Source organism: Vibrio quintilis, assembly GCF_024529975.1.
Classification (GTDB): domain Bacteria; phylum Pseudomonadota; class Gammaproteobacteria; order Enterobacterales; family Vibrionaceae; genus Vibrio; species Vibrio quintilis.
Genome location: NZ_AP024897.1, coordinates 269218 through 291598, shown reverse-complemented (window position 1 = coordinate 291598; position 22381 = coordinate 269218). Strand labels below are relative to the sequence as shown.

General features: G+C 46.2%; 16 protein-coding genes and 1 tRNA gene. 7 read left to right on the top strand and 10 right to left on the bottom strand.

Annotation, left to right across the window (positions count from 1 at the left end; all coding sequences use genetic code 11):
• Window positions 1–379: 379 nt before the first annotated feature.
• Window positions 380–2524 carry a formate dehydrogenase subunit alpha gene (fdhF, locus tag OC443_RS01395; RefSeq protein WP_083601473.1) on the top strand — a complete coding sequence of 715 codons (2145 nt, stop codon included), beginning with the start codon at window positions 380–382 and terminating at the stop codon, window positions 2522–2524.
• 159 nt (window positions 2525–2683) lie between these two features.
• On the opposite strand, the gene selB is transcribed toward fdhF, so the two are convergent.
• The 3 genes from selB to OC443_RS01380 form a co-directional block, all read right to left on the bottom strand.
• Entirely contained in the window at window positions 2684–4522 is a 1839-nt protein-coding gene (gene selB, locus OC443_RS01390; protein WP_073579249.1) for a selenocysteine-specific translation elongation factor, read from the bottom strand.
• An 89-nt stretch (window positions 4523–4611) separates the two neighbouring features.
• Window positions 4612–5985 (bottom strand): L-seryl-tRNA(Sec) selenium transferase, encoded by a 1374-nt coding sequence (gene selA, locus OC443_RS01385; protein WP_073579265.1) that lies wholly within the window; start codon window positions 5983–5985, stop codon window positions 4612–4614.
• Between the two features lie 82 nt (window positions 5986–6067).
• Window positions 6068–6159, bottom strand: a tRNA-Sec gene (locus tag OC443_RS01380).
• Between the two features lie 228 nt (window positions 6160–6387).
• Between OC443_RS01380 and selD the strand changes: the two genes are divergently transcribed.
• From selD to purD, 3 genes are all read left to right on the top strand, one after another.
• Complete coding sequence (gene selD, locus OC443_RS01375; protein WP_262021694.1) at window positions 6388–7431, top strand: selenide, water dikinase SelD; 1044 nt, start codon at window positions 6388–6390, stop codon at window positions 7429–7431.
• Between the two features lie 137 nt (window positions 7432–7568).
• Complete coding sequence (gene purH, locus OC443_RS01370; protein WP_073584634.1) at window positions 7569–9161, top strand: bifunctional phosphoribosylaminoimidazolecarboxamide formyltransferase/IMP cyclohydrolase; 1593 nt, start codon at window positions 7569–7571, stop codon at window positions 9159–9161.
• Window positions 9162–9233: 72 nt separating this feature from the next.
• Window positions 9234–10520, top strand: a complete 1287-nt coding sequence (gene purD / locus OC443_RS01365; RefSeq protein ID WP_073584635.1) for a phosphoribosylamine--glycine ligase — start codon at window positions 9234–9236, stop codon at window positions 10518–10520.
• Between the two features lie 64 nt (window positions 10521–10584).
• On the opposite strand, the gene OC443_RS01360 is transcribed toward purD, so the two are convergent.
• From OC443_RS01360 to OC443_RS01350, 3 genes are all read right to left on the bottom strand, one after another.
• Window positions 10585–11283: a DUF1481 domain-containing protein gene (locus OC443_RS01360; protein ID WP_073584636.1), complete on the bottom strand. Its 699-nt coding sequence runs from the start codon at window positions 11281–11283 to the stop codon at window positions 10585–10587.
• 47 nt (window positions 11284–11330) lie between these two features.
• Window positions 11331–11603: a nucleoid-associated protein HU-alpha gene (hupA, locus tag OC443_RS01355; protein WP_073584638.1), complete on the bottom strand. Its 273-nt coding sequence runs from the start codon at window positions 11601–11603 to the stop codon at window positions 11331–11333.
• 188 nt (window positions 11604–11791) lie between these two features.
• Window positions 11792–12409, bottom strand: coding sequence for a uracil-DNA glycosylase family protein (locus tag OC443_RS01350; protein WP_073584785.1), 618 nt, complete (start codon window positions 12407–12409; stop codon window positions 11792–11794).
• A gap of 76 nt (window positions 12410–12485) precedes the next feature.
• Here OC443_RS01350 and OC443_RS01345 point away from each other — a divergent pair, with 76 nt between their 5' ends.
• The 3 genes from OC443_RS01345 (at window position 12486) to OC443_RS01335 (ending at window position 15188) form a co-directional block, all read left to right on the top strand.
• Window positions 12486–13079, top strand: a complete 594-nt coding sequence (locus OC443_RS01345) for a YjaG family protein (RefSeq protein WP_073584787.1) — start codon at window positions 12486–12488, stop codon at window positions 13077–13079.
• 92 nt (window positions 13080–13171) lie between these two features.
• The gene (wecA, locus tag OC443_RS01340; protein ID WP_073584639.1) at window positions 13172–14227 is read left to right on the top strand and encodes a UDP-N-acetylglucosamine--undecaprenyl-phosphate N-acetylglucosaminephosphotransferase; all 1056 of its coding nucleotides are present in this window, start codon (window positions 13172–13174) and stop codon (window positions 14225–14227) included.
• A gap of 85 nt (window positions 14228–14312) precedes the next feature.
• Window positions 14313–15188 carry a glycosyltransferase family protein gene (locus OC443_RS01335; RefSeq protein ID WP_073584640.1) on the top strand — a complete coding sequence of 292 codons (876 nt, stop codon included), beginning with the start codon at window positions 14313–14315 and terminating at the stop codon, window positions 15186–15188.
• Between the two features lie 106 nt (window positions 15189–15294).
• On the opposite strand, the gene OC443_RS01330 is transcribed toward OC443_RS01335, so the two are convergent.
• From OC443_RS01330 to OC443_RS01315, 4 genes are all read right to left on the bottom strand, one after another.
• Window positions 15295–16833 carry a hypothetical protein gene (locus OC443_RS01330; RefSeq protein WP_073584642.1) on the bottom strand — a complete coding sequence of 513 codons (1539 nt, stop codon included), beginning with the start codon at window positions 16831–16833 and terminating at the stop codon, window positions 15295–15297.
• A 238-nt stretch (window positions 16834–17071) separates the two neighbouring features.
• On the bottom strand, window positions 17072–20191 hold the full coding sequence (locus tag OC443_RS01325; RefSeq protein WP_073584643.1) for a glycosyltransferase: 3120 nt from the start codon (window positions 20189–20191) through the stop codon (window positions 17072–17074).
• A gap of 23 nt (window positions 20192–20214) precedes the next feature.
• Window positions 20215–20964, bottom strand: coding sequence for a sulfotransferase family protein (locus tag OC443_RS01320; RefSeq protein WP_073584645.1), 750 nt, complete (start codon window positions 20962–20964; stop codon window positions 20215–20217).
• Window positions 20951–22267: an ABC transporter ATP-binding protein gene (locus OC443_RS01315; protein ID WP_083601689.1), complete on the bottom strand. Its 1317-nt coding sequence runs from the start codon at window positions 22265–22267 to the stop codon at window positions 20951–20953. The genes OC443_RS01320 and OC443_RS01315 overlap by 14 nt, the downstream gene beginning before the upstream one ends.
• Window positions 22268–22381 lie beyond the last annotated feature (114 nt).

The window sequence follows — 22381 nt, the reverse complement described above, 5'->3', positions numbered from 1 at the left end:
GAATCTTATATACAGACAACCTGAATCATTCGGGTTGTCTGAGCAGTGCGAACCTGAACAAACGAGCATGTCGAAACCTGACGCTTTTGACGAAATCAACAATATCTGCCTGACAAACACGCTGGAGATGAGCTGAGTTACTTTTTACACTACCTTATAAAACAATCAGTTATTTAAGTTTCATTCCATCTTCAATCCTGGCATATGTTGTGCTATTTATCTGCTGAGTATTGATCTGCTCTTACGGTCACTCCGGTTTCAGCAACACGATTCTGGTTTGTGAACGTGATTAAAAACGGGTTTATGCTGGCCGGGCCGTTTCTCACCAAATCGCCCGGCCCGGCTGTCATAAACTATATGGAAAACAAAGAGGGTATGTATGAAGAAATCAATCGTGGTTTGTCCCTATTGTGGTACCGGATGTAAGCTGAACCTGGTTGTTGAAAACAACAAGGTCATCAGCGCCGAGCCCCTGAACGGACGAACAAATGAAGGTCAGCTGTGCCTGAAAGGCTATTACGGCTGGGATTTCCTGAATGACACCAACCTGTTAACACCCCGTCTGACAAAACCGATGATTCGTCGTACAAAGGATGCGAAGCTGGAAGCTGTTTCCTGGGACGAAGCGCTGGATTTTGCAGCAGAAAAACTGTTAGCAATTAAAGAGAAGTACGGCCCCGACGCCATCATGACCACAGGCTCTGCCCGCGGTCCGGGTAACGAGGCGAACTTTGTCATGCAGAAACTGGCCCGTGCTGTGATAGGGACGAATAACGTCGATCACTGCGCCAGGGTGTGACACGCGCCTTCAGTCTCCGGTCTGGAGACAACAGTAGGTAATGGTGCCATGAGCAACGCCATTCCTGAAATTCAAGACACAAAATGTTTGCTCATATTCGGTTACAACGCGGCTGACTCTCACCCGGTTGTAGCAAGACATATCATCAAAGCACGTGCAAAAGGTGCAAAAGTCATTGTATGCGACCCACGCAAAATTGAGTCTGCAAGAATTGCCGATCAATGGCTGCCACTGAAAAACGGCTCCAATATGGCGCTGGTCAATGCACTCGCTTATACACTCATAGAAGAACAACTCTATAACCGTGACTATGTTCAGCAATATACGGAAGGATTTGATCAATTCCGTCAGGTTGTGATGAACTACGCACCGGAAAAAGTTGAACACATTACCGGACTGAAAGCAGAAGACGTTCGTCTGGCTGCCCGGACTTATGCCGCAGCACCTGAAGCCATGATTTTGTGGGGAATGGGTGTGACGCAATACAGTCAGGCTGTGGATGTGGTTCGCGGGCTTGCCGGTCTGGCACTGCTGACAGGCAACTTCGGGCGCCGTGGCGTCGGATGCGGGCCGGTTCGTGGTCAGAACAACGTACAGGGCACCTGTGACCTGGGTATGTTACCGCACCAGTTTCCGGGATATCAGTCGGTTGAGAATGATGAAATCCGGGCCAAATTCGAACAGGCCTGGGGCGTGAAACTCTCATCCAAACCAGGATATCGCCTGACACAGGTTGGCCATAAAGCGGAAGAAGGCATCTGTAAAGCTTATTACATCTTCGGTGAAGATCCGGCCCAGACTGAAGCCGATCTGAACGCCATGCGCGAAACCCTGCGTAAGATGGAGCTGGTGATTGCGCAAGATATCTTCATGACCAAAACCGTTGAAATGGCAGACGTCGTCTTCCCGGCCACCAGCTGGGGTGAACATGAAGGTGTTTATTCAAGTGCTGACCGTGGTTTCCAACGCTTCTACAAAGCCGTCACACCCCCTGAAGGTGTCAAACCGGACTGGGAAATTTTCAGTTTGCTTGCGACGAAAATGGGTTATCCGATGCATTACAACAATACCAAAGAGATTTGGGATGAGCTGCGCTCATTAGCACCATTGTATGCAGGGGCAACCTACGAGAAATTGGAAGGGCTGAAGTCTGTTCAGTGGCCATGTCCGACAGAAGATCATCCGGGAACCTCTTTCCTGTTCGAAGGCAATAAGTTCTCGACACCTTCCGGAAAAGGTCAGCTGATTGCAGCTGAGTGGCGTCCGCCGCTCGAACAACCGGATGAAGCCTACCCGATGGTGCTCTCGACCGTCCGCGAAGTCGGCCACTACTCATGTCGTTCAATGACCGGCAACTGTAGTGCGTTATCGACGCTCGCCGATGAACCGGGTTATGTTCAGATGAATCCGGCCGATGCCGAAAAACTGGGGATCAAAGACCAGCAGCTGGTCTGGATTGCCTCCCGCCGGGGTAAAGTCATCTCTCGCGCTAATTGCAGTGAACGCATCAACCAAGGTGTGGTGTATATGACTTACCAGTGGTGGATTGGCGCCTGTAACGAGCTGACCATTGAGCACGTAGATCCAATTTCCAGCACACCTGAATATAAATATTGCGCGGTGAAAGTCGAAGCAATTGAAGATCAGTTGTGGGCGGAAAATTATGTGCAGACGGAATACAGCAATATGAAGTCGCGCCTGAGATCCCATGTAGAAAACGCCTGATGTGAATTTGCTGACGCAGCCAATTGATTGAGGGAATGAACCGGCGCTTTATCTTTCGCGGATAAAGCGCCTTTTTATGATTGATCCTGACTATTTATACCCAGACCACCTGAAGGTACATGATTCAGCTCACGCCCTGCGGGTGATTCTGTCTGAAAGTCAGGACTTCCAGGATTTTAAAATAATCCGGACCTCTTCATGCCGGCGCAGCCAGCCATCTTTCTCCATTTTATTCACAAACGGAATCAGGTACTTACGGCTCAGCTCAACAATACCTTTAATCTCCTGCAGGGAAATCGTATCTTCCGGCTGGCGCTCAGCAACCACAGACTTCACCAGATCAAGATAAACACCGCCATCGAAATAAATCTGTTGATCAATCGCCACCAGATACTTTTGATGCACCAGCTGACGCAGCCACTTTTTATCTTTGCCTAAATCGGTTTTATTGGTTTCTAAACCTTCTTTGCCCAAACTTCGGGCCTGCCTGAGTATCGCCTGAGCCTCCGGAGGCAAATCATCTTCACTGCTGCCTTCTCCCGCATGCCATTTAGCAAACTTCAGATGAATCTGTCCCGCAGCTTTCAATAACTTCAGTATTTCAGCGCACACAGCTTCATCGGTTTTCACGGCATAAGCCAGCTCTGCGGTGCTGTAAGTCTGCCCCGGTGCCAGCATATTCATGACAGATTGTTTCATCGTTTCAAGCCATGATGAAGCCACGATAAAGTCGCCCAGTTGTCTCTGATGTTCAGTCACGGCAACGGGGGAATCAGAGGGATGCAGCGCCACCGGATAAAATCCCTGCAATTCCAGCAAAATATCCAGCTGCGACTGTGGGGTCAGGGTTTCAGGCAGGCATTGCAGGTGATCATAAATCTGCCGCTTGCGGTGCCTGGGAATAAAATCACACCAAAGCACTTCACCCTGAATCACGAGACTGCGATTAATATCCGGGATGATGGCCATCCGCTGGCCAAAATAAACCGGCACCGGCTGAGAAAAAACCAGCCGGGCGAGATCACTGTCCGGCAGCGGAATATAACGGGCTTCGCCATGCCAGCTGCCTGATGCAACCTCAACCACCTTATTGCGTCCGGAAGGCACAGTTTCTGTGGTTAAATCAAACTGCCGGACACGCACAATACATTGTGTCTGCATCGAGACCGGCGCATCCGGCGCAAATAACAGACTCCCACGCCGGACCTGCTTGCGGGTCAGCCCTTTGATATTGACCGCAACCCGGCTGGTTGCAACCGCTTCGTCAGTTTGCTGATGATAAGTCTGCACAGAACGAATCGCGCCCGTCATTCCGGCAGGCTCACAACGCAGTTTATCGCCGGTTTTCAGAGCACCGGCGGCTAAAGTGCCGGTCACAATCGTGCCAATCCCATTGACAACAAATGCACGGTCAACATACATCAGTGCCGGACTCTTTTCCCGCTGCATACACTCTGCTGAAGCTTTTGCCTGTTGTATCAGGAGCGTTTTCAGCTGCTGGATATTTTTTCCGGTGACCGCACTGACCGGTATGATTTCCGGCACAATACCAGACGCATCCATAATGGTTTCCAGCACCAATTCTTCAGTCTCTGCCAGTTGCTCATCCGGCACTTTATCCGATTTGCTCAGACAGACGACGATATGCCGGACCCCCATGGCTCTGGCAACCAGAGTGTGCATTAAGGTCATTGGCATGCAGCCTTCTTCCGCTGAAACCACCAGCAATAACACATTAATATGCCAGACGCCCGCCACCATATTGCGCAGATAGCGTTCATGGCCCGGTACATCGACCACACCAATGGTATTGCCATCCTCATCTGAGAAATGGGCAAACCCCAGATCCTGCGTCATGCCCAGTTGCTGCTCATGGGGACGACTGGTGACGATGCCGGTTAATGCTTCAATCAAGGTGGTTTTACCATGATCGACATGCCCCGCTAACCCGATAATAGCGTGATAAGGTTCAGGTGGCGTCAGAAGGCTTGTTGGCATAATCAATAGCTCTTATGGTCAATAGTACTCATGGTCAATAGTACTCATGGTCAATATGATTTTCTTACAGGACACGATTTCGTTGCCGATCATTCAGACAGACCATCTAAATAGTCGCTGAGCTGCGCCGTAAACATCTCCCGGTCATGCGCCAGCAGGGTCGACAGATTTAAATACAGTTGCTGATGACGAATATAACCAATCACAGGGACAGGCAGTTGCCGCAGCGCAGCCAGATGTGACTGTGGCTTTCCGGGCAGATCCAGCACGAGGCCGTAAGCGGCGTAGGTTTCAGACGGAACAGAACCCCCACCGACCTGCGTTTCCAGCATGACTTTGCGGGCATAAGGTGCCCAGCGTTCAGCAAGCTCATCAGCCCAGTTTTCAAGTTCCGGTAACCGTCTGATTAGACGTTCAGCAATGCCCTCACCCGCCGGAGAACGATTCAGCTTTTCAACCAGCAGTGCTTCCAGCAAAGACAAAACAATACGTCCCGGCCGGAAGGCCCGCATCATCGGATGTTTTGCCAGAGTCCGGATCAATTCTGCTTTTCCGGCGATGATACCCGCCTGCGGTCCACCTGGAATTTTATCTCCGGAACAGCACACCAGATCAACACCCTGATTCAAATACTGCCGCAGCGATGTTTCACCTTCAGCATAGGTTTCATCAGACAGCCCGGAGCCCTGATCGACCACCAGCCGGACATGCTGCGGTAAGTTTTTCGCCACTTCACGAATATCCGGCGCTTCAGTAAAGCCCTGAATGGAGAAGTTTGACTGATGCACCATCAGCACCAGAGCAGTGTCATCTGTAACCGCATTCAGATAGTCCTCAGCCGTAGTGATATTGGTGGTCCCGACTTCCACCAGCCGACACCCGGACTGAGCGAGAATATCAGGAATTCTGAAGCCGCCGCCGATCTGTACCTGCTCCCCGCGGGAAACAATGACTTCTTTGCCAGATGCCAGAGCCGTCAGAATCAGATAAACCGCAGCAGCATTGTTATTAACAATCAGTGCATCTTCGGCACCCGTCCAGTGATGTATCAGCGTCGGTAACAGGCCATTTCGCATTCCCCTTTTACCGTCATGTAATGACATTTCCAGATTACAGTAACCGGTATTCAGTTCTGTCACCTGCTGCCATAGCTGCGGATCAACCGGAGAACGCCCGAGGTTGGTATGCACAATAATCCCCGTCGCATTCAGCACCCGGCTCTGTCGATCTCTTTTCCGGTTTTCACAGGCGCTGACAATCATGCCGGTGATATCCAGATTCTGCCCGCCCTGTGTTTTAAAATGCTCAGATCGGCGAATATCCGCCAGTACCTGCCGGATAATCCCGGTTACAACCGGGCGGCTGATCGCCTCAATACAGGGCTGTATGGTATCCTGCTGAAGCAGTTGTTCAACCTGGGGTAACCAGTATGGATGGGGAGATGCAGAGTGATTCGCTGTCATATCGTATGTCTCATATCCTGCACAGTTTAACGGAATCCGGGGGTTCAACCGAAATACGGTCATTCAGGAAAAGGGATTAATTTGGCGGAAGAGGCAGGAATCGAACCTACCAGAGCCTTTTCGGCTCACATCGGTTTTGAAGACCGGGAGGGCCACCAGACCCCATCTCATTCCACAATTCGTCATGCTAAAGAAGCCATCATTCAAATTCCTTGATATGAATCAGAGGGATGTGAGTCTTTTCATCGGCTTATTCTGATAAAGATCATCACAACCATAAGCAACCCTGTGACCGTGGCAGCAAGATGTATGTGTGATCGTTGATATCAATCAACCCGTTCAGGCTGACAAAGAATTATGTTGTTAGCTTCAAGCTCTGTCTCTGATTTATCAAAGGTCATCATCATGTCTTCAGTTCGCTTAACACAGTACAGTCACGGGGGTGGATGCGGTTGCAAGATATCCCCGAAAGTTCTTGATCAAATTCTGAAAACTCAACTGACAGCTTTTCATGACCCCCATCTGTTAGTCGGAAATGAACACAAAGACGATGCCGCCGTTTATGACTTAGGTAACGGAACATCGGTTATCAGTACCACTGACTTTTTCATGCCCATCGTTGATGACCCTGCTGATTTTGGCCGGATTGCAGCAGCCAACGCCATCAGTGATATTTACGCCATGGGTGGAAAACCCATCATGGCGATTGCGATTTTAGGCTGGCCGGTCAACACACTTTCAACAAATATCGCCCAACAGGTGATTGATGGTGGACGCAGCATGTGCCGGGAAGCGGGCATCGCACTGGCTGGAGGTCACTCGATAGATGCACCGGAGCCCATCTTTGGTCTGGCGGTTACCGGCATTGTCCCGACTGAATATATCAAACGAAACAATCAGGCTCAGGCCGGTGATAGCATCTTCTTAACCAAACCCCTTGGCATTGGTATTTTCAGTCATGCAGAGAAACAATCGAAACTGAAACCGGAACATCGTGGCATTGCAAGAAAATGGATGTGTACACTCAATCAGGCGGGCAGCGAACTTGCTCAGCTTGAAGCTGTTTCAGCCATGACCGATGTCACCGGCTTTGCCCTGCTTGGTCACTTAAGTGAAATGTGTGAGGGTGCTGATCTGGCAGCCAGAATTCAGTTTAAAGACATTCCGTCAATTCCCGGTACATTGGACTACATCGGGATGGGCTGTACACCGGGAGGCATGGATCGCAATTTCGCCAGCTATGGTCACAAAATCAGCCCACTCACTTCTGATCAAAAAGCCCTGCTTTGCGATCCTCAGACATCCGGCGGACTCATGTTCGCCGTCAAAGCAGGTCAGGAGGAGTTCATCCGGCAGTTCTTCCGGCAAAAAGACATGCAGTGCTGGTCAATCGGTCATTTTGTCCCGAAAGAAAAAACCTCTTATATGGTCGAAGTCAGAGAATAAAAACCATGATTTCCTGATTTTTTTGCGATGCCAAACGATTGCGCGAGCTTTTTTTTATTTAATTCGTTAGAATGTGCGCCACAAAATTCTGACATCAATGTCATTCGATTAACTCCGTGATTTGAGGAACAGGAAGCATGAATAACGCTCGTCCGATTCGCCGCGCGCTGATTAGCGTTTCAGATAAAACAGGTATTGTCGGGTTTGCCAAAGCTTTGGCTGACCGTGGGGTCGATATTCTTTCTACCGGTGGCACTGCCCGTCTTCTGGCTGAAGAAGGGATTTCGGTAACAGAAGTATCTGATTACACCGGATTCCCGGAAATGATGGATGGCCGTGTAAAAACACTGCACCCGAAAGTTCATGGCGGTATCTTAGGTCGCCGGGAACAGGACGACGCCATCATGGCCCAACACGACATTCAGCCGATTGATATGGTTGTCGTGAACCTTTATCCGTTTGCTGCGACGGTTTCAAACCCGGACTGCACATTAGAAGATGCGGTTGAAAACATTGATATCGGCGGCCCGACGATGGTTCGTTCAGCGGCGAAAAACCATAAAGATGTTTCGATTGTGGTCAAAGCGAATGATTACGATCGCGTCATTGCTGAAATGGATGCCAATGAGAATTCACTGACATACAAAACACGCTTCGATCTGGCAATTGCAGCTTTTGAACATACCGCAGCTTATGACGGTATGATTGCCAACTATTTCGGTACGATGGTACCTTCTTACGGTGAGAACAAAGAGGGCGATGAAGCGTCTCAGTTCCCCCGCACGTTCAACATGCAATTCAGTAAAAAACAGGATATGCGCTATGGTGAGAACAGTCATCAGGCAGCGGCATTCTATGTTGAAAGTCAGCCGGAAGAAGCTTCTGTTTCAACAGCACGGCAGATTCAGGGCAAGGCTCTGTCTTACAACAATATCGCGGATACGGATGCAGCACTTGAGTGTGTGAAAGAGTTTGATGAACCGGCCTGCGTCATCGTTAAACACGCGAACCCATGTGGTGTCGCTTTAGGCGAAGACATTCTCACTGCATATAACCGTGCTTACCAGACCGATCCAACCTCTGCATTTGGCGGTATTATTGCCTTTAACCGTGAGCTGGATGAAGCCACAGCGAAAGCGATTGTTGAGCGCCAGTTTGTGGAAGTTATTATTGCACCGGAAGTTACACCTCAGGCAGTTGAAGTTGTAGCAGCGAAGAAAAACGTCCGCTTGCTGGAGTGTGGTTACTGGCAAGGTAAAACATCCGGTTACGATGTGAAACGCGTCAATGGCGGTTTACTGGTTCAGGATCGTGATCAGGGTATGGTTGGACTGGAAGATCTTAAAATCGTCTCAAAACGCCATCCATCTGCTGAAGAAATTAAAGACGCACTGTTCTGCTGGAAAGTGGCGAAATATGTGAAATCCAATGCGATTGTTTACGCCAAAGGCGATATGACGATTGGCGTTGGCGCTGGCCAGATGAGCCGCGTTTATTCTGCCAAAATAGCGGGTATCAAAGCTGCTGATGAAGGGTTGAAAGTTGAAGGTTCTGTCATGGCCTCTGATGCATTCTTCCCGTTCCGAGATGGTATTGATGCCGCTGCTGAAGCAGGAATTACCTGTGTAATTCAGCCAGGTGGTTCCATGCGTGATGACGAAGTCATCGCTGCCGCAGATGAACATGGAATGTCCATGATCTTTACCGGTATGCGTCATTTCAGACACTAAACATTATTCTCATCCAACTTTATGGCTTACGCTTTGAGCGTAAGCCAATTTAATATGAAGGAATGCATTTTCATGAATGTACTGATTATCGGTTCAGGCGGACGAGAGCATGCGCTGGGATGGAAAGTCGCACAGAATGCTCAGGTTCAAACTGTATTCGTTGCTCCGGGCAATGCAGGCACAGCTTCGGAGCCGAAGCTGGAGAATGTCAACATTGATGTGGAAGACATTCAGTCACTGGTCGCATTTGCAAAAGAGAAATCCATCGACCTGACGATTGTTGGCCCTGAAGCACCGTTAGTGATTGGTGTGGTAGATGCCTTTCAGGAAGCCGGGCTGCCAATTTTTGGCCCGACAAAAGGCGCTGCTCAGCTGGAAGGTTCAAAAGCCTTTACCAAAGATTTTCTGGCACGTCACAATATTCCGACCGCAGCCTATGCAAACTTTACGGAAATTGAACCTGCGCTGGCGTATGTTCGTCAGCAGGGTGCGCCAATTGTCATTAAAGCTGATGGGCTTGCCGCAGGTAAGGGCGTAATTGTCGCGATGACACTGGAAGAAGCAGAAGCAGCCATCAAAGATATGCTTGCAGGCAATGCTTTCGGAGATGCGGGCAGCCGGGTTGTGATTGAAGAATTTCTGGAAGGTGAAGAAGCCAGTTTCATTGTCATGGTAGATGGGAAGAATATCCTGCCAATGGCAACCAGCCAGGACCATAAGCGGGTCGGTGATAAAGATACCGGGCCGAATACTGGTGGGATGGGCGCGTATTCACCCGCTCCGGTTGTGACGGCTGAAATTCATCAGCGCATCATGGAACAAGTGATTCAGCCCACCGTTGAAGGGATGGCTCAGGAAGGACACCCTTATACCGGATTCCTCTATGCCGGACTGATGATCGACGCAGAAGGCACACCGAAGGTGATTGAATACAACTGTCGTTTCGGCGATCCGGAAACTCAGCCGATTATGATGCGGATGCAGTCTGATCTGGTTGAACTCTGTTTTGCTGCGCTGGATAAAAAGCTTGATCAGGCAGAATCAAAATGGGATACCAGAGCTTCTGTCGGGATTGTGCTGGCTGCAGGCGGCTATCCGGGCAGTTACAACAAAGGTGATGTCATCACCGGGCTACCGGAGAGTACTTCAGCTGACGGAAAAGTCTTCCATGCAGGGACAGCACTGAAAGCAGGTCAGGTTGTCACCAATGGTGGCCGGGTACTTTGTGCCACCGCACTCGGGGGTTCTGTATCAGAAGCACAACAACGCGCTTATGCACTTGCAAAACAAATTGACTGGGACGGCGCCTTCTGCCGTAGCGACATCGGCTATCGTGCAATTGCCCGTGAACAGCAATAAGCACTGAAGCTGTCAATCATGACAGATAAGCCGGGGAATGAAGATGACCCCGGCTTTTTCATGCTCAGGATTCCGGGATTAAATCCGGACGGACAATACACTTATGATCTTCATCTGCTAATACCAGCAGTTCTTCCACATAGACCCGGTTATTTTTTACCTTGCCAAGAAAAGCCATATAATTGTCCAGATCGGATAAACGATTAATCACAAAGCTTGGTAATGTCTGGTTGAATTCAACCCGTTCATATTCATAACCAGAACAGGTTTCAAAATAATCACCATGCCATACGCCCTGAATCAGCTCTAACCCCTGCTTGTCCTGCTTTTTCACCGCAGCGACAATCGCATTTGCCTGATTTTTATATTGAGTTAACAATTCTGCCGATAGCGGCAAAACTTTGCCATTCAACCGGTACTGTTGGTAAACCGCATCCCCATTTTTATCAAACCGGATATGCACTTTAAAAGGGACTAATATATCTTCTGAAGCAACCTGTGTTCCTTCACGAAATAATTCTTTTAATACAGAGCCCTGCCAGCGGTAACTGGTTTGATACCCGCCATCAGAGTCTGACTGAATGTAATCAGATGCGGAATAAGGAGAACCTGCATGATCGCTGTACCAGAAAAGACTCACAGCATCGCCCATCCGTTCACCACCGGACAACTGCTCAAGCTTTTTCAAAGACGGAGAATTTTGAGAGGAAGAACATCCAAAAAGAAAAATTGATAAACAACTAAGAAAAATAAATCGTTTCATAAAAATACGCCAAGAAATCAAAGAGTGATGCCTTGGCGTATTATAAATTAATTCACCGATTCTTTCAGTGCTTTCCCGGCAACAAATGCAGGAACATTTGCAGCTGCAATTTGGATCTCTTCACCTGTTTTAGGATTACGACCTGTACGAGCTGCGCGATGATTAACTTTGAATGTACCAAAACCAATTAGCTGAACCTGGTCGCCTTCTTTCAGTGCTTCTTCAACTGCGCCTAAAGTTGCTTCCAGAGCGGCCTTTGCCTGCACCTTAGATAGATCTGCTTTTTCTGCAATGAAGTCTATTAATTGGGTCTTGTTCATTAGGTTTCCCTTCTACATGTTATCGAACCAGAGCCACTCTAAAGCAAAAAGACCCTGTCTGGCAAAGGTTTGTCGACGTTCTTTTGTTAATTTAAGGAAATTTTAACGATAAACTGAGCAATAACTCACAATTTTTCTCGCCGGTAATGCATAGCAGCTCATACTAACTTGAAGTATCATGACAGTTTTTACACATTTTTTACTTTTGGAGATCCGGGGGTTGATAAAGGCTCGTCAGACAAAATCAGGCGAATACGCTGGCGAATCTGCGGAAGGACTTCACACTCAAACCATGCATTTTTCCTTAGCCAGAACGTATTTCTGGGAGAAGGGTGCGGCAACGGAAAAAAGTCCGGATACCATCGCCGCCATTCATGTACCGTTTCAGTCAAAGTCTTTGGCTTGTCGTTTAAATAATATGCCTGAGCATACTGGCCGATGAGCAGCGTCAGCTGAATATTATGTAACTCATTCAGCACGCGTCCATGCCATTGTGGTGCACATTCCTTCCTTGGCGGCAAGTCACCTGAATGCCCTTTCCCCGGATAACACAACCCCATTGGCATAATGGCAATCTTTTCCGGGGTATAAAATGTTTCCCGGTCTATCTGAAGCCACTGCCTCAAACGTTCACCGCTGGGGTCATTCCACGGCACTGAAGTCCGGTGAACCCGGGTTCCGGGTGCCTGACCGACAATAAGTATCTTTGCATCCGGGTGGGCCTGAATGACCGGGTTGGCTCCCAGGGGTAACACCGGTTCACATAAACGACACTGACGTATTTCTTTCAATAGCTTCGCTAACATCTGTTCCTCTGACTTTTTTCTCCGGACATTATCAAGTACACTGCACGGTGTTTTTTGACTCATGCGTAAAATGAATATGCTAAAGAATCCGCTGCAACTCCGTCTTGAAAAATTAGCCTCCTGGCAACAAGTAACCTTTATGGCTTGTCTTTGTGAGCGCATGTATCCCAATTATGCTATGTTTTGTCATCATACACAGTATGCTGAACCAAACATTTACCGGCAAATTCTCGATACTGTTTGGGAATACCTGACTGTAAAAAACGCCCGGATCAACTTTGAACGGCAGTTAGAAAAACTGGAAGAAGTCATACCGGCGACAGAAGAATTTGATACTTATGCAGTTTATCCGGCAATCGATGCCTGTGAAGCTTTGTCAGCAACGCTACACTGCCTGCTTGATAAAGAAATTATGCCGGATACCATGCTGCAGGTCAGTACCATATCTGTTGGCACAGTGGCACAACTGGAAGAAGTTCAGAACAATTTACAAATAACCAATGAGAATCAGAAAGAGAACCCATCCATCTGTGCTGAATGGGATGTTCAATGGGCAATATTCCGCCCGTTGAAAGATGCTAATGAGCATAATGTAGATCTCATCAAAGATTTGAGAGATGAACTCAGGGAAGAAGGCACTTCAAATATTGGTGTACAGTTGCAGAAGTGAATCCCTTACCCCACCCGGGAACCGGAAACATAAATAATGTATGACAGAAATGAATTTATTTTTTAGTAACACAAGCGGGCGCGGTTGAATTTGTGATTAACGGTATTGAACTTTTATCTCTTTTCTTTATTTCGGTCATCGTACTTTTCATCTCAAGGAAAGTCGCTAAGGCCATCAGTCTTGTGGATATTCCGGACGCCCGTAAACAACACCAGGGCTCAGTACCGATTGTTGGGGGTATCGCAATTACCATTTGCTATCTTTTTTTCTTATCCCGACACACCTCATTAATTCCTGCTGCACCGGTTCATATGTTTGGTGTTACCATTCTGGCTGTAGTTGGCGCACTGGATGATAAAAAAGGACTTGGCATTAAATTCCGGTTAGCTGTACAGACTCTTATCGCATTACTGATGGTTTTTGGAGCCAATCTGAAGCTTCAGTATTTCGGTTTTTTAATCGGGGATATCTCCTTAAATTTCCCCTCCTGGTATCTCCCTGTAACGATTTTGGCTGTTATTAGTGCAATTAATGCATTTAATATGATTGATGGACTTGATGGGTTACTGGGCTCTTTATCTATTATCATCTTTTCCAGTCTCGCCATTCTGCTTCTTTACCACGGTCAGGTAAATCTGGCTTACGTTTGTCTCTCGTTAATTATAATCATGAGTGCTTACCTGCTTTTGAATATGGGATTATTGGGAAAAAGATTCCGGATTTTTATGGGAGATGCAGGAAGTATGGTGATTGGCTGGACAGTTCTCTGGTTTCTACTACAATCAACTCAGCAACCGTTACAAGTGATAAAACCGGTTACAGCGCTTTGGATTATTGCAATACCGTTAATGGATATGGTTGCAACAATAGTAAGACGCATAAGAAAGAAACAATCTCCTTTTCAGGCAGACAGAACGCATATTCATCATATTCTGCTGAAACTGGGACTATCGAAAACAAAGACGCTGCTTACATTAGCAGGGGTGTCTGTTTTACTTAGCGGAACAGGGATTGTTTGTGATATGAAAAATATTCCCGACTCAATCATGTTTTATGCTTTTTTGACAGTTTTCGGACTTTACAATGTTAGCGTCAACTTATTAATCAGCCGCATCAACAGGAAAACAGTCTTGCTCTCCGAAGTGTAGTGGTTGATAAAATCTTGCAGTCCAAGTAGAATCCCGCTTTGGGCGCAACAAAACAATTTATTCAGACAACAAATAGCCAAAAATCATGCGAATTATTGTATCCACAATTTCTCATCACCATACTGAAATGATCATTCATCTGGCATCCTTGAAAAAGCTTGCCAAGGCTGATGATATTGTTGTGCTGTGTCGGGATAATGCCAAAAGCCGCGAGCTGAGAGAATATTGTCTGGAAAATAATATTATCTATTTATCCAATAATCAGCCTCAGGGGTTTGCACGTAATAATAATTTAAATTTCCGGTACTATCTGCAAAATTTAACACCACAGAAAGATGACTATTTTCTGTTATTCAACCCTGATATAGAGCTGACACCCAATACAATTCCTGAACTCCGCATGTCATTAATGACATCGGAAAAAGAATTGATAGCAGGAAATTTATTTTTAGAGCGCTCCTGGATGGTCCCAGATGACAATATCCGTTTATATCCTCAGTTCCGTCAGTTTGTCCGGACCTACTTATTTGGCGATCGCTCAACAATGATCAACCGAAAAACCCAGAGTTTGCCAACACAGGGAACATACTGGGCAAGTGGTGCTTTTCTGGCATTAAGAGCAAGTTTGTATCAGGAACTAGGCGGCCTTGATGAAAGATTTTTTATGTATTGTGAAGACATTGATTTCAGCCGCAGAGCTTCTTCGATGGGGATATCAATTAAACTCGCAGAGAATGTGAAAGCACTGCACTGGCGTCAACGAGCCAGTAAAAAGCTATTCAGTAAATTCTTCTTCTGGCATGTAATGAGTGTTCTGAAGTTTTGCTGCATTCCCAGGAAAGGGAAAAGCACTGCGGCAAAATCTGCTTTGTATGAAGTGAAACCATTGACGACAAGAACTTCGGTAACTTATTCTGATAACACGGTGACTTCCGCGATTACACCTGATCAACTTACTTAAATATCGTCCGGCTTGATTATCTTCATCATTGCTTCATTATGAAATAGTTACTTCTACAAAAAAGGAGACATCAAATGTCTCCTTTTTTGTTTTAGCAAATCAGCTTTTATTTCGTTTCATGGTACTGAAGCTGCAAATTATTAGTACGCTTCAGATAGTTCTCATTTTCTTTCTTATCACCTAATGGTGTCGCTATAGAAATACTATCTGTGAATTTATTGCCATTATCAAATGTGTTCTCAGCTACCGCAAAACTATCAAAGTACTGACGGGTAAATATATCTTTGACTTCACTGCTTGTTGTTCCCATGAGTAAGGAAACTTCACTCACAGATAAGCTGTTACTCCAAAGGTTATCTAAATCAGAATCATTGAACGATAACATCGGTACCAGAGCTTGAGGTGTACTATATATGACCTGTTTTACTTCGGTACCCGAGCCATTATTTATAGATACATAAGTTCTTTGTGCCGTTAGTGAAGCCCCTAAATCTGAATAGGTTTGTAAGCAACTACCAACAGCAGAAGTTGAGCAGCTCACCAGCTCACTGGTTGCAACAGCTGGCAATGTTTTTGCAGATAATGCGGTTGATAAATCCAGCCCGTTAGCCGGGGAAGAGATTGCCTGTGTTTCATTGACAGTCCACTGATTATAAGTTCCCTGAGTGGAAACGTAATAGTTACTGCCGCCAACAGCACTCGCATACCCATATGTACCGGTTCCTGTCTGAGGCAGATATTGCCAGTGAAGCGCCCCAGTGCCGCTCTTATATACATTCATTTCAGCTTTCGCTGTTAAAGACATATCTTGTGGGGCAACCCATGAAATATCACCTGTCATATCACCGCTGTCAGCTGTTTTCAATTCAATGGCTGAATCTTCACTGACTTGTCCCAAAGTGATAAAACGATAGCCCTTAATTTCTCCGGCAGAGTCATCAGACTCACGAACGTGACGTGTAGCCAGGAAAGTCGAACTTGGTGACTCCATTTCAATACTCTGACCTGAGAAACCCTGGAAGATCCCTTCTAAGGTACTAAAACCAAAGATACCAAAACCATCACCATCCTGATCAATTGAACCGGTTCTCTCATAAATTTTTGACTCAGATGATCCCGTGACACAAGTCTCGGCAGTCACCTCAGAAAGCACCGTATTGATCGTCATATTTGTTTGCAGGAATGATTTCTGCAAAGTTAACGCATAAGTTGTCGTACTTCCGGGTAATTTTCTGGTAATTGTCACATAGCCATTCGCCGGAACGTCGGAAGCAACAATAGTCAGTTTACCATCGGAAGACCAATTTGAAGATGTTGCGGTATTATATGTTGCTGTCACGGCTCCGGTGTTATCCTGGATATACGCAGTCAATAATGATCCGGTTGACTTCTGAGCGACAACAACGTTAACAGAGTCTGGTTCATCTGAAGAAGAATCATCTGAAGATGAATCACTTGAAGTATCGTAGATTTCTTTACGTCCATAAATCTCGCAATTGCTATTTACTTCATCTTCATCAAGAACTTTTAGTGAAACAAACTGAAGATTGTATTTACTGACAGGAGCAGAACCAGAACTTTCACTGCCACAACCATTTAATAAAATGAGTGGGGTAGCCAGAAAAAGTGCCTTGAAATTATTCATAACATTCCTCGTTATATTCTGTAACCGAATGTTCAGTCAGCCTTTCAACATTGGTTATACAAGATGGGACCTAACTTACCGCATAAAACAACGATGTATTATTACATAAAATATTCAATGCAAATTTTGTACCACAGCAAACAAAACCTACCTTCATAGCCACTGATACAATATTCCGTCAACCAATCGAGTCAATTTATTGACTCGATTGGTATAGCTCAGACGTAATGAGCCGGGATTACACCCGGGGAACTTCAGCCAGGGAAAAGTCTTCTCTGGCCAGCGTCAGATTTGGATTATAACAAGGATCCTGAAGCAAAAGGGTTCCCCAGCGATTTTGCATATACTCCACCTCTTTCTGAAAGCGGGCAATTTTTTCCGGTGTATCTTCTAAGCCGCGGGTTTTTGACTCATAGTGGTATAACTCTGCATAAGGCGTCCAGACATTAAAGTAACCCGCTTCCTGAACCCGCAGGCAGAAATCAACATCATTAAAAGCAACACTCAGATCTTTTTCATTCAACCCGGATACCTGTTCAAAAACTTCTTTACGAATCGTCAGACAGGCTGCTGTGACAGCAGAGAAATTCTGCGGCACAATTGCCCGGCAAGAATAGCCTGGCATCCCTTTGGGCAGGTTTTTATGAGCATGTCCGGCTACACCGCCAACCAGAATCACACCACCGTGTTGCAAGGTATTATCCGGATACCACAACCGGGCACCCACTGCGCCATTTTCAGGCTGAATCGCATAACCCACCATTTCTGTCAGCCAGTCCGGTGTAATGACTTCGATATCATTATTCAGCAGTGTGATGATGTCTCCGGATGAAGCAGCAACAGCCTTATTGTTTATTGCTGAATAGTTAAACGGGCTGTCGTCCCGCATCACTTTAACCCGTGATTCTTTTTCAACTAAATCTTGTAAATAATTCAGTGTCTCTTCACAGTCTGAGCCATTATCAACAATGATTATTTCGTAATTCGGATAAGTCGTCTTCTCCAGCACGGATTCAAGACAGACAGATAAGACATCCAGACCATTCCGGGTTGGGATAACAATACTGACCAACGGTGCCGGAGCCGGGATTTGATACGCGACTCTCGCATAATGACGTTCCGGGTGTTGAGACACGACAGCGGACTTTTTCTGACGCTGTAAATGCTCCTCCACAGCTTTGAGCCCTGCTTCTAATGCATAAGGTTTTTCTTCTTCATCAACGGCGGTACTCCCTTCAATAGCCCGCCAGTGATATAAAATCCGGGGAATATGAGCAATCTGCTCCCGCTTAATTGCTTCCACAAACCGCAAAGCAAAATCCCAGTCCTGCGCGCCTTCATAGCCTTTTCTGAAGCCGCCAATCTCTCTGGCAATATCACTGCGATAAACCCCCAGGTGAGACACATAATTCTGACTCAGCAGCAACGTGGGATTCCAGTCAGGCTTAAAGTTCGGATCATAACGCGTCACACCATCGGCGGTAATTTTGTCTTCATCCGAATAGATCATCGCGACATTTTCATTATTTTGAATGGCTTCAGAAACCCAGAACAAGGCATCGGGCGCTAATTTATCATCATGATCCATCAACGCAACATACTCCCCCTCAGCCAGCGCCAGCGCACTGTTTGTCGTCAGAGAAATATGGCCGTTTTCTTCGCGCTGAACTATCTGAATTCTGGCATCTTTTGCTGCATATTCGGTCAGTGTTTTCCAGACCTGTGGATCAGTCGAGGCATCATCCGCAATACATAATTGCCAGTTTGGATAGACCTGCCCACGAACAGATTCTATGGCTTCTTTCAGATAATCAACCGGTGGGTTATAAACTGGCATCAACACAGATATCAGAGGACGATTTGCCAGACTGTCGACCCGTTTATTCATTTCAGTTATCTGCTCATCAGATAATGAGCCGTAACGGGCTAACCATTGACCATAATCAATCACAGGCTCTGTGGTCGCCTTATAACGTAATCCGCTCATCCCCTGCTGTCTGAGAACACGGACAACTTTTTTAACCAGACTGATAACACCGCCATGCTTATGCACTAATTCAGGTAAATCAGCAGCTTTTTTCAATAATTCTTTACCCTGACGAACCGGCCTGGTGATTTTCCACGATGTGGAGTGATAGACAGCGTTCAAGGCCTGCCGGTGCTGCTCTATTTCATTCTGCAGATGCAATCTCTCCTGACGGGTTTGTTCTACATATTCAGCTTTTGACTCTTTTTCTTCTTGTAAAGCGGTTTGATACAAAGCTAGCTCTTGCATCGAGTCATTTAACTGACTATGTGTCTGCTTAATATCAGAGCGAAGCTTTTCGATTGAAATTTGTAACTCAGCCTGCCGGTTCCGTGAATCAACCACGAGCTGTTCATTTCTTAACTCAGTATGTTTGATTTGATCTCTGAACTCGGTGTTCAGAACATTTTTATGAAACAGCGCCATCACAATATCGCTGACAGATAACCAGTACTGATGTTGCTCTGCCAATACTGGTGGCAGATCTTCGGTCAACAACCTGCTTTCTTCTGCATTAAACCACTGCGCTAAAGATAACTCCTGACGCGCCAACCGCTCAAGTAACTGATGAAATCCAACCACAGGATAGAAAGCTTCAGGATCATTTTGCAGTGCTTCTGTCTGAGTCATACTATGATTTAATGACCGGTCGATAAACTGCTCACAATAATCATCAATCACTTCCTGAGCGATGCCGGTAATCGATAAAAATGAGGTCAGCGCCTCAAGCATTTGATAAGGCTCAGTGATCAACTGTTCAAATGTCAGCCAGAAGACTGACTCATCCTTCAGGATAGACAACTGAGCGGCTGTATGGTAAAGCCATAGCAGGTAAGCGTGCCGGTGAGAGAAGTTATTTCTCTTGTTCAATGAGCGGCTGATATCCAGTGGATTCCGGTGAATAAAGATATAGTCAGCCTTAACATCACCCAGGCGAAACACTTCTTTCCAGAAGGGCAACAGAAACGGTGTTCTTGGGTCTTTAAATCCCCATAAAGCATAGGTCTGAATTCGCCGGGAAACTAAATCAACGGCTTGTTCAAGTAACCGGACAACAACAGGATCAGTAAAATCAATCTCCGGCTGTACCGGCGTGAACCACATCAATCCAAGATGAGAAAGCAGCTGTTCATTAATCGCAACGATATCCAGATCTTCCCAGTGACCTTTCGGGTTAAACTCCCCTTCAGGCATCAGGTTTTCACTGAGTGAAACACCCAAAACATTCAAAGCCTTGGTTAACGCACTGGTACCACTCCGGTGCATTCCCAGCACAACGACCACGCGGGCAGAAGCTGATTTCTCCGGGAGAGAAGCATTATTTTCAGTCATTAATGATTTCATAGTTCACTTTTTTAATCGTTGGATTGACGAAACTGGCGCACAAACTGTATTTCATCTTTCAATTTCCAGCGGGCATATCGCCGGGCCAGATAATCAAGCATCGTTTTTTTCCGGTAATTTCCCGAAAATACAGTTTTGGGTTCTGTTTTTAAATACTCAACATGCAGGAATTGATAGACCCGGCTGAGTGTATCATCATGACAATGGCGCAAATCATCATTATGTAGTATCAACAGCCGATCTTCAGAAAAAACGGAGCGAATCACATCCAGCTGTTGCTGAAAATACCCCCGATCCAAATAGGATGCCCAGCGGGAAGGAGACATCCATTCCTTTCTGTTTTGCTGAGCCTGCAACAAGCGCTCAGGCTCTTTAAGAAAAGCCTGAAGCATGGGTAATCGCTCATAACCTCTGTTACTTTCCATCATGTATTGTGATACGGCCCGTTCAACCGGATCTCTGACCATAAAAATAATTTTTGCATCGGGGCTATAATCCGCGATGAAAGGCAGCAAATCAGTCCAGTAACTATAAATTGGCGTCGCATCGCAATAATAGTTTTGTGACTGACCTTCCCGGAAGAAGTGACAGTATGCACTATCAAGCTGTTGATGGTCAGAAGGTTCTATCTCAGGATGATCAAAAATATGGGCTTCTTTTCCCTCAGCGATAAAAATTTCCGGATGCTGCCCAAGAAAATGAGCCAGTGCTGTGGTGCCACATTTTTGCCCACCAAGAATAAACAGATTAGGACGTTTCATGAATCACTTTACTACAAATAGATTGGATTATATCTACGGCACCGGTCATATGCGTGCTTTGCTCCATCACCGTAAACATGGCAGCATCAACACCACGATGGAGAAAACGTCTTTCACCCTCAACGAGTGCAGAGCAACCGCAGTTCAGAAAATAACTGCCATTTGGCAACTGACAGGTAAAACGAAAACGCATTTCAACTTTTTGTCCGGCAGCCACATACGGAATTCTCAATTGATGATCACGAATCGAAGTGCCTCCGGCTAATTCGAAGCCCGAGACGGTTTTAATCATCATCCCGGCCCCGACTTCAAATGCTTCTGAGTCAAAATGAATACGGTAAACATAGTCATAATCATCCCCTGCCGTCAGCAAATTAACCCGCTCTTGATTGATATTTTCGATATGCGGATCTGAAATTTGTGCGCCCTGGCTTTGATACCATACGCTGGACGCAGGCTGAAGTGACGGATCAAATGTTCCTGATGCTGCTCTTTCTTTCCGTGAATCCACCGCTTCATCTTTTGCGGCTTTTGATTGCGCCAAACCACGCTGTATCATCTCCCGGTATTCATTCCTTTCCGGGCCATGTAAGTGAAGTAATTTATGATACTGCTGTACGACGTCTTTCGGGGAGCCTTCCATTAATAATTCACCATGGTCCAGTAAAATCGCTCTGTCACATAGTTCAATCACCTGACCCGCAGAGTGAGACACAAATAACAAAGTGACACCCCGGGATTGTAACTGCTTTAATTTGGCATGACATTTACGCTGAAAGGCATCATCGCCAACCGCCAATGCTTCATCCACAATCAGGATATCCGGGTCAATGTGCATGACGACCGAAAAGGCAAGTCGTAACATCATCCCACTGGAATAACACTTTACAGGTTGCTCAATAAAATCTCCGATATCGGCAAATGCCAGAATATCCGCCAGCTTTTCATCAACCTGCTGCTGAGATAAGCCTAAAAGCTGCGCATTAAAGTAAACATTCTGTCTGCCGGTAAATTCAGGATTAAAACCAGAACCAAGTTCCAGCAATGCAGCAATACGCCCCTCGACCTGAATGTGACCAGAATCAGCTGAAAGCACACCACTAATAATTTGTAATAAAGTCGATTTACCACTGCCATTGTGACCAACAATACCCAGTGTTTCTCCAGATCTTGCGATAAAGCTGATATTTTTCAGGGCCTGAAAACGGGGTCCGGATTTTTGCGGCCAGACAGTATCCCGCAAGCGTTGCCATGGGGATGCAGCTAAAGAAAAGCTTTTATTGATTTGCTCGACAGTAATCACGGCTACTTCGTTATCATACAGAAAGGGGGAATATTATGAGGAAAAAACAGTAAAGATGCAAAAAACGCACAGAAGAAAATACATGATTTAACAGTGTGATAAAAATAAAGGAGC

Excerpts from the sequence above, each read along its gene's own strand:
- selB (WP_073579249.1), bottom strand. The coding sequence starts at position 4,522 with ATGCCAACAAGCCTTCTGACGCCACCTGAACCTTATCACGCTATTATC.
- OC443_RS01325 (WP_073584643.1), bottom strand. The coding sequence starts at position 20,191 with ATGACTGAAAATAATGCTTCTCTCCCGGAGAAATCAGCTTCTGCCCGC.
- OC443_RS01345 (WP_073584787.1), top strand. The coding sequence starts at position 12,486 with ATGCTAAAGAATCCGCTGCAACTCCGTCTTGAAAAATTAGCCTCCTGG.
- OC443_RS01335 (WP_073584640.1), top strand. The coding sequence starts at position 14,313 with ATGCGAATTATTGTATCCACAATTTCTCATCACCATACTGAAATGATC.
- OC443_RS01360 (WP_073584636.1), bottom strand. The coding sequence starts at position 11,283 with ATGAAACGATTTATTTTTCTTAGTTGTTTATCAATTTTTCTTTTTGGA.
- purD (WP_073584635.1), top strand. The coding sequence starts at position 9,234 with ATGAATGTACTGATTATCGGTTCAGGCGGACGAGAGCATGCGCTGGGA.
- OC443_RS01320 (WP_073584645.1), bottom strand. The coding sequence starts at position 20,964 with ATGAAACGTCCTAATCTGTTTATTCTTGGTGGGCAAAAATGTGGCACC.
- OC443_RS01350 (WP_073584785.1), bottom strand. The coding sequence starts at position 12,409 with ATGTTAGCGAAGCTATTGAAAGAAATACGTCAGTGTCGTTTATGTGAA.
- selA (WP_073579265.1), bottom strand. The coding sequence starts at position 5,985 with ATGACAGCGAATCACTCTGCATCTCCCCATCCATACTGGTTACCCCAG.
- OC443_RS01330 (WP_073584642.1), bottom strand. The coding sequence starts at position 16,833 with ATGAATAATTTCAAGGCACTTTTTCTGGCTACCCCACTCATTTTATTA.
- hupA (WP_073584638.1), bottom strand. The coding sequence starts at position 11,603 with ATGAACAAGACCCAATTAATAGACTTCATTGCAGAAAAAGCAGATCTA.
- purH (WP_073584634.1), top strand. The coding sequence starts at position 7,569 with ATGAATAACGCTCGTCCGATTCGCCGCGCGCTGATTAGCGTTTCAGAT.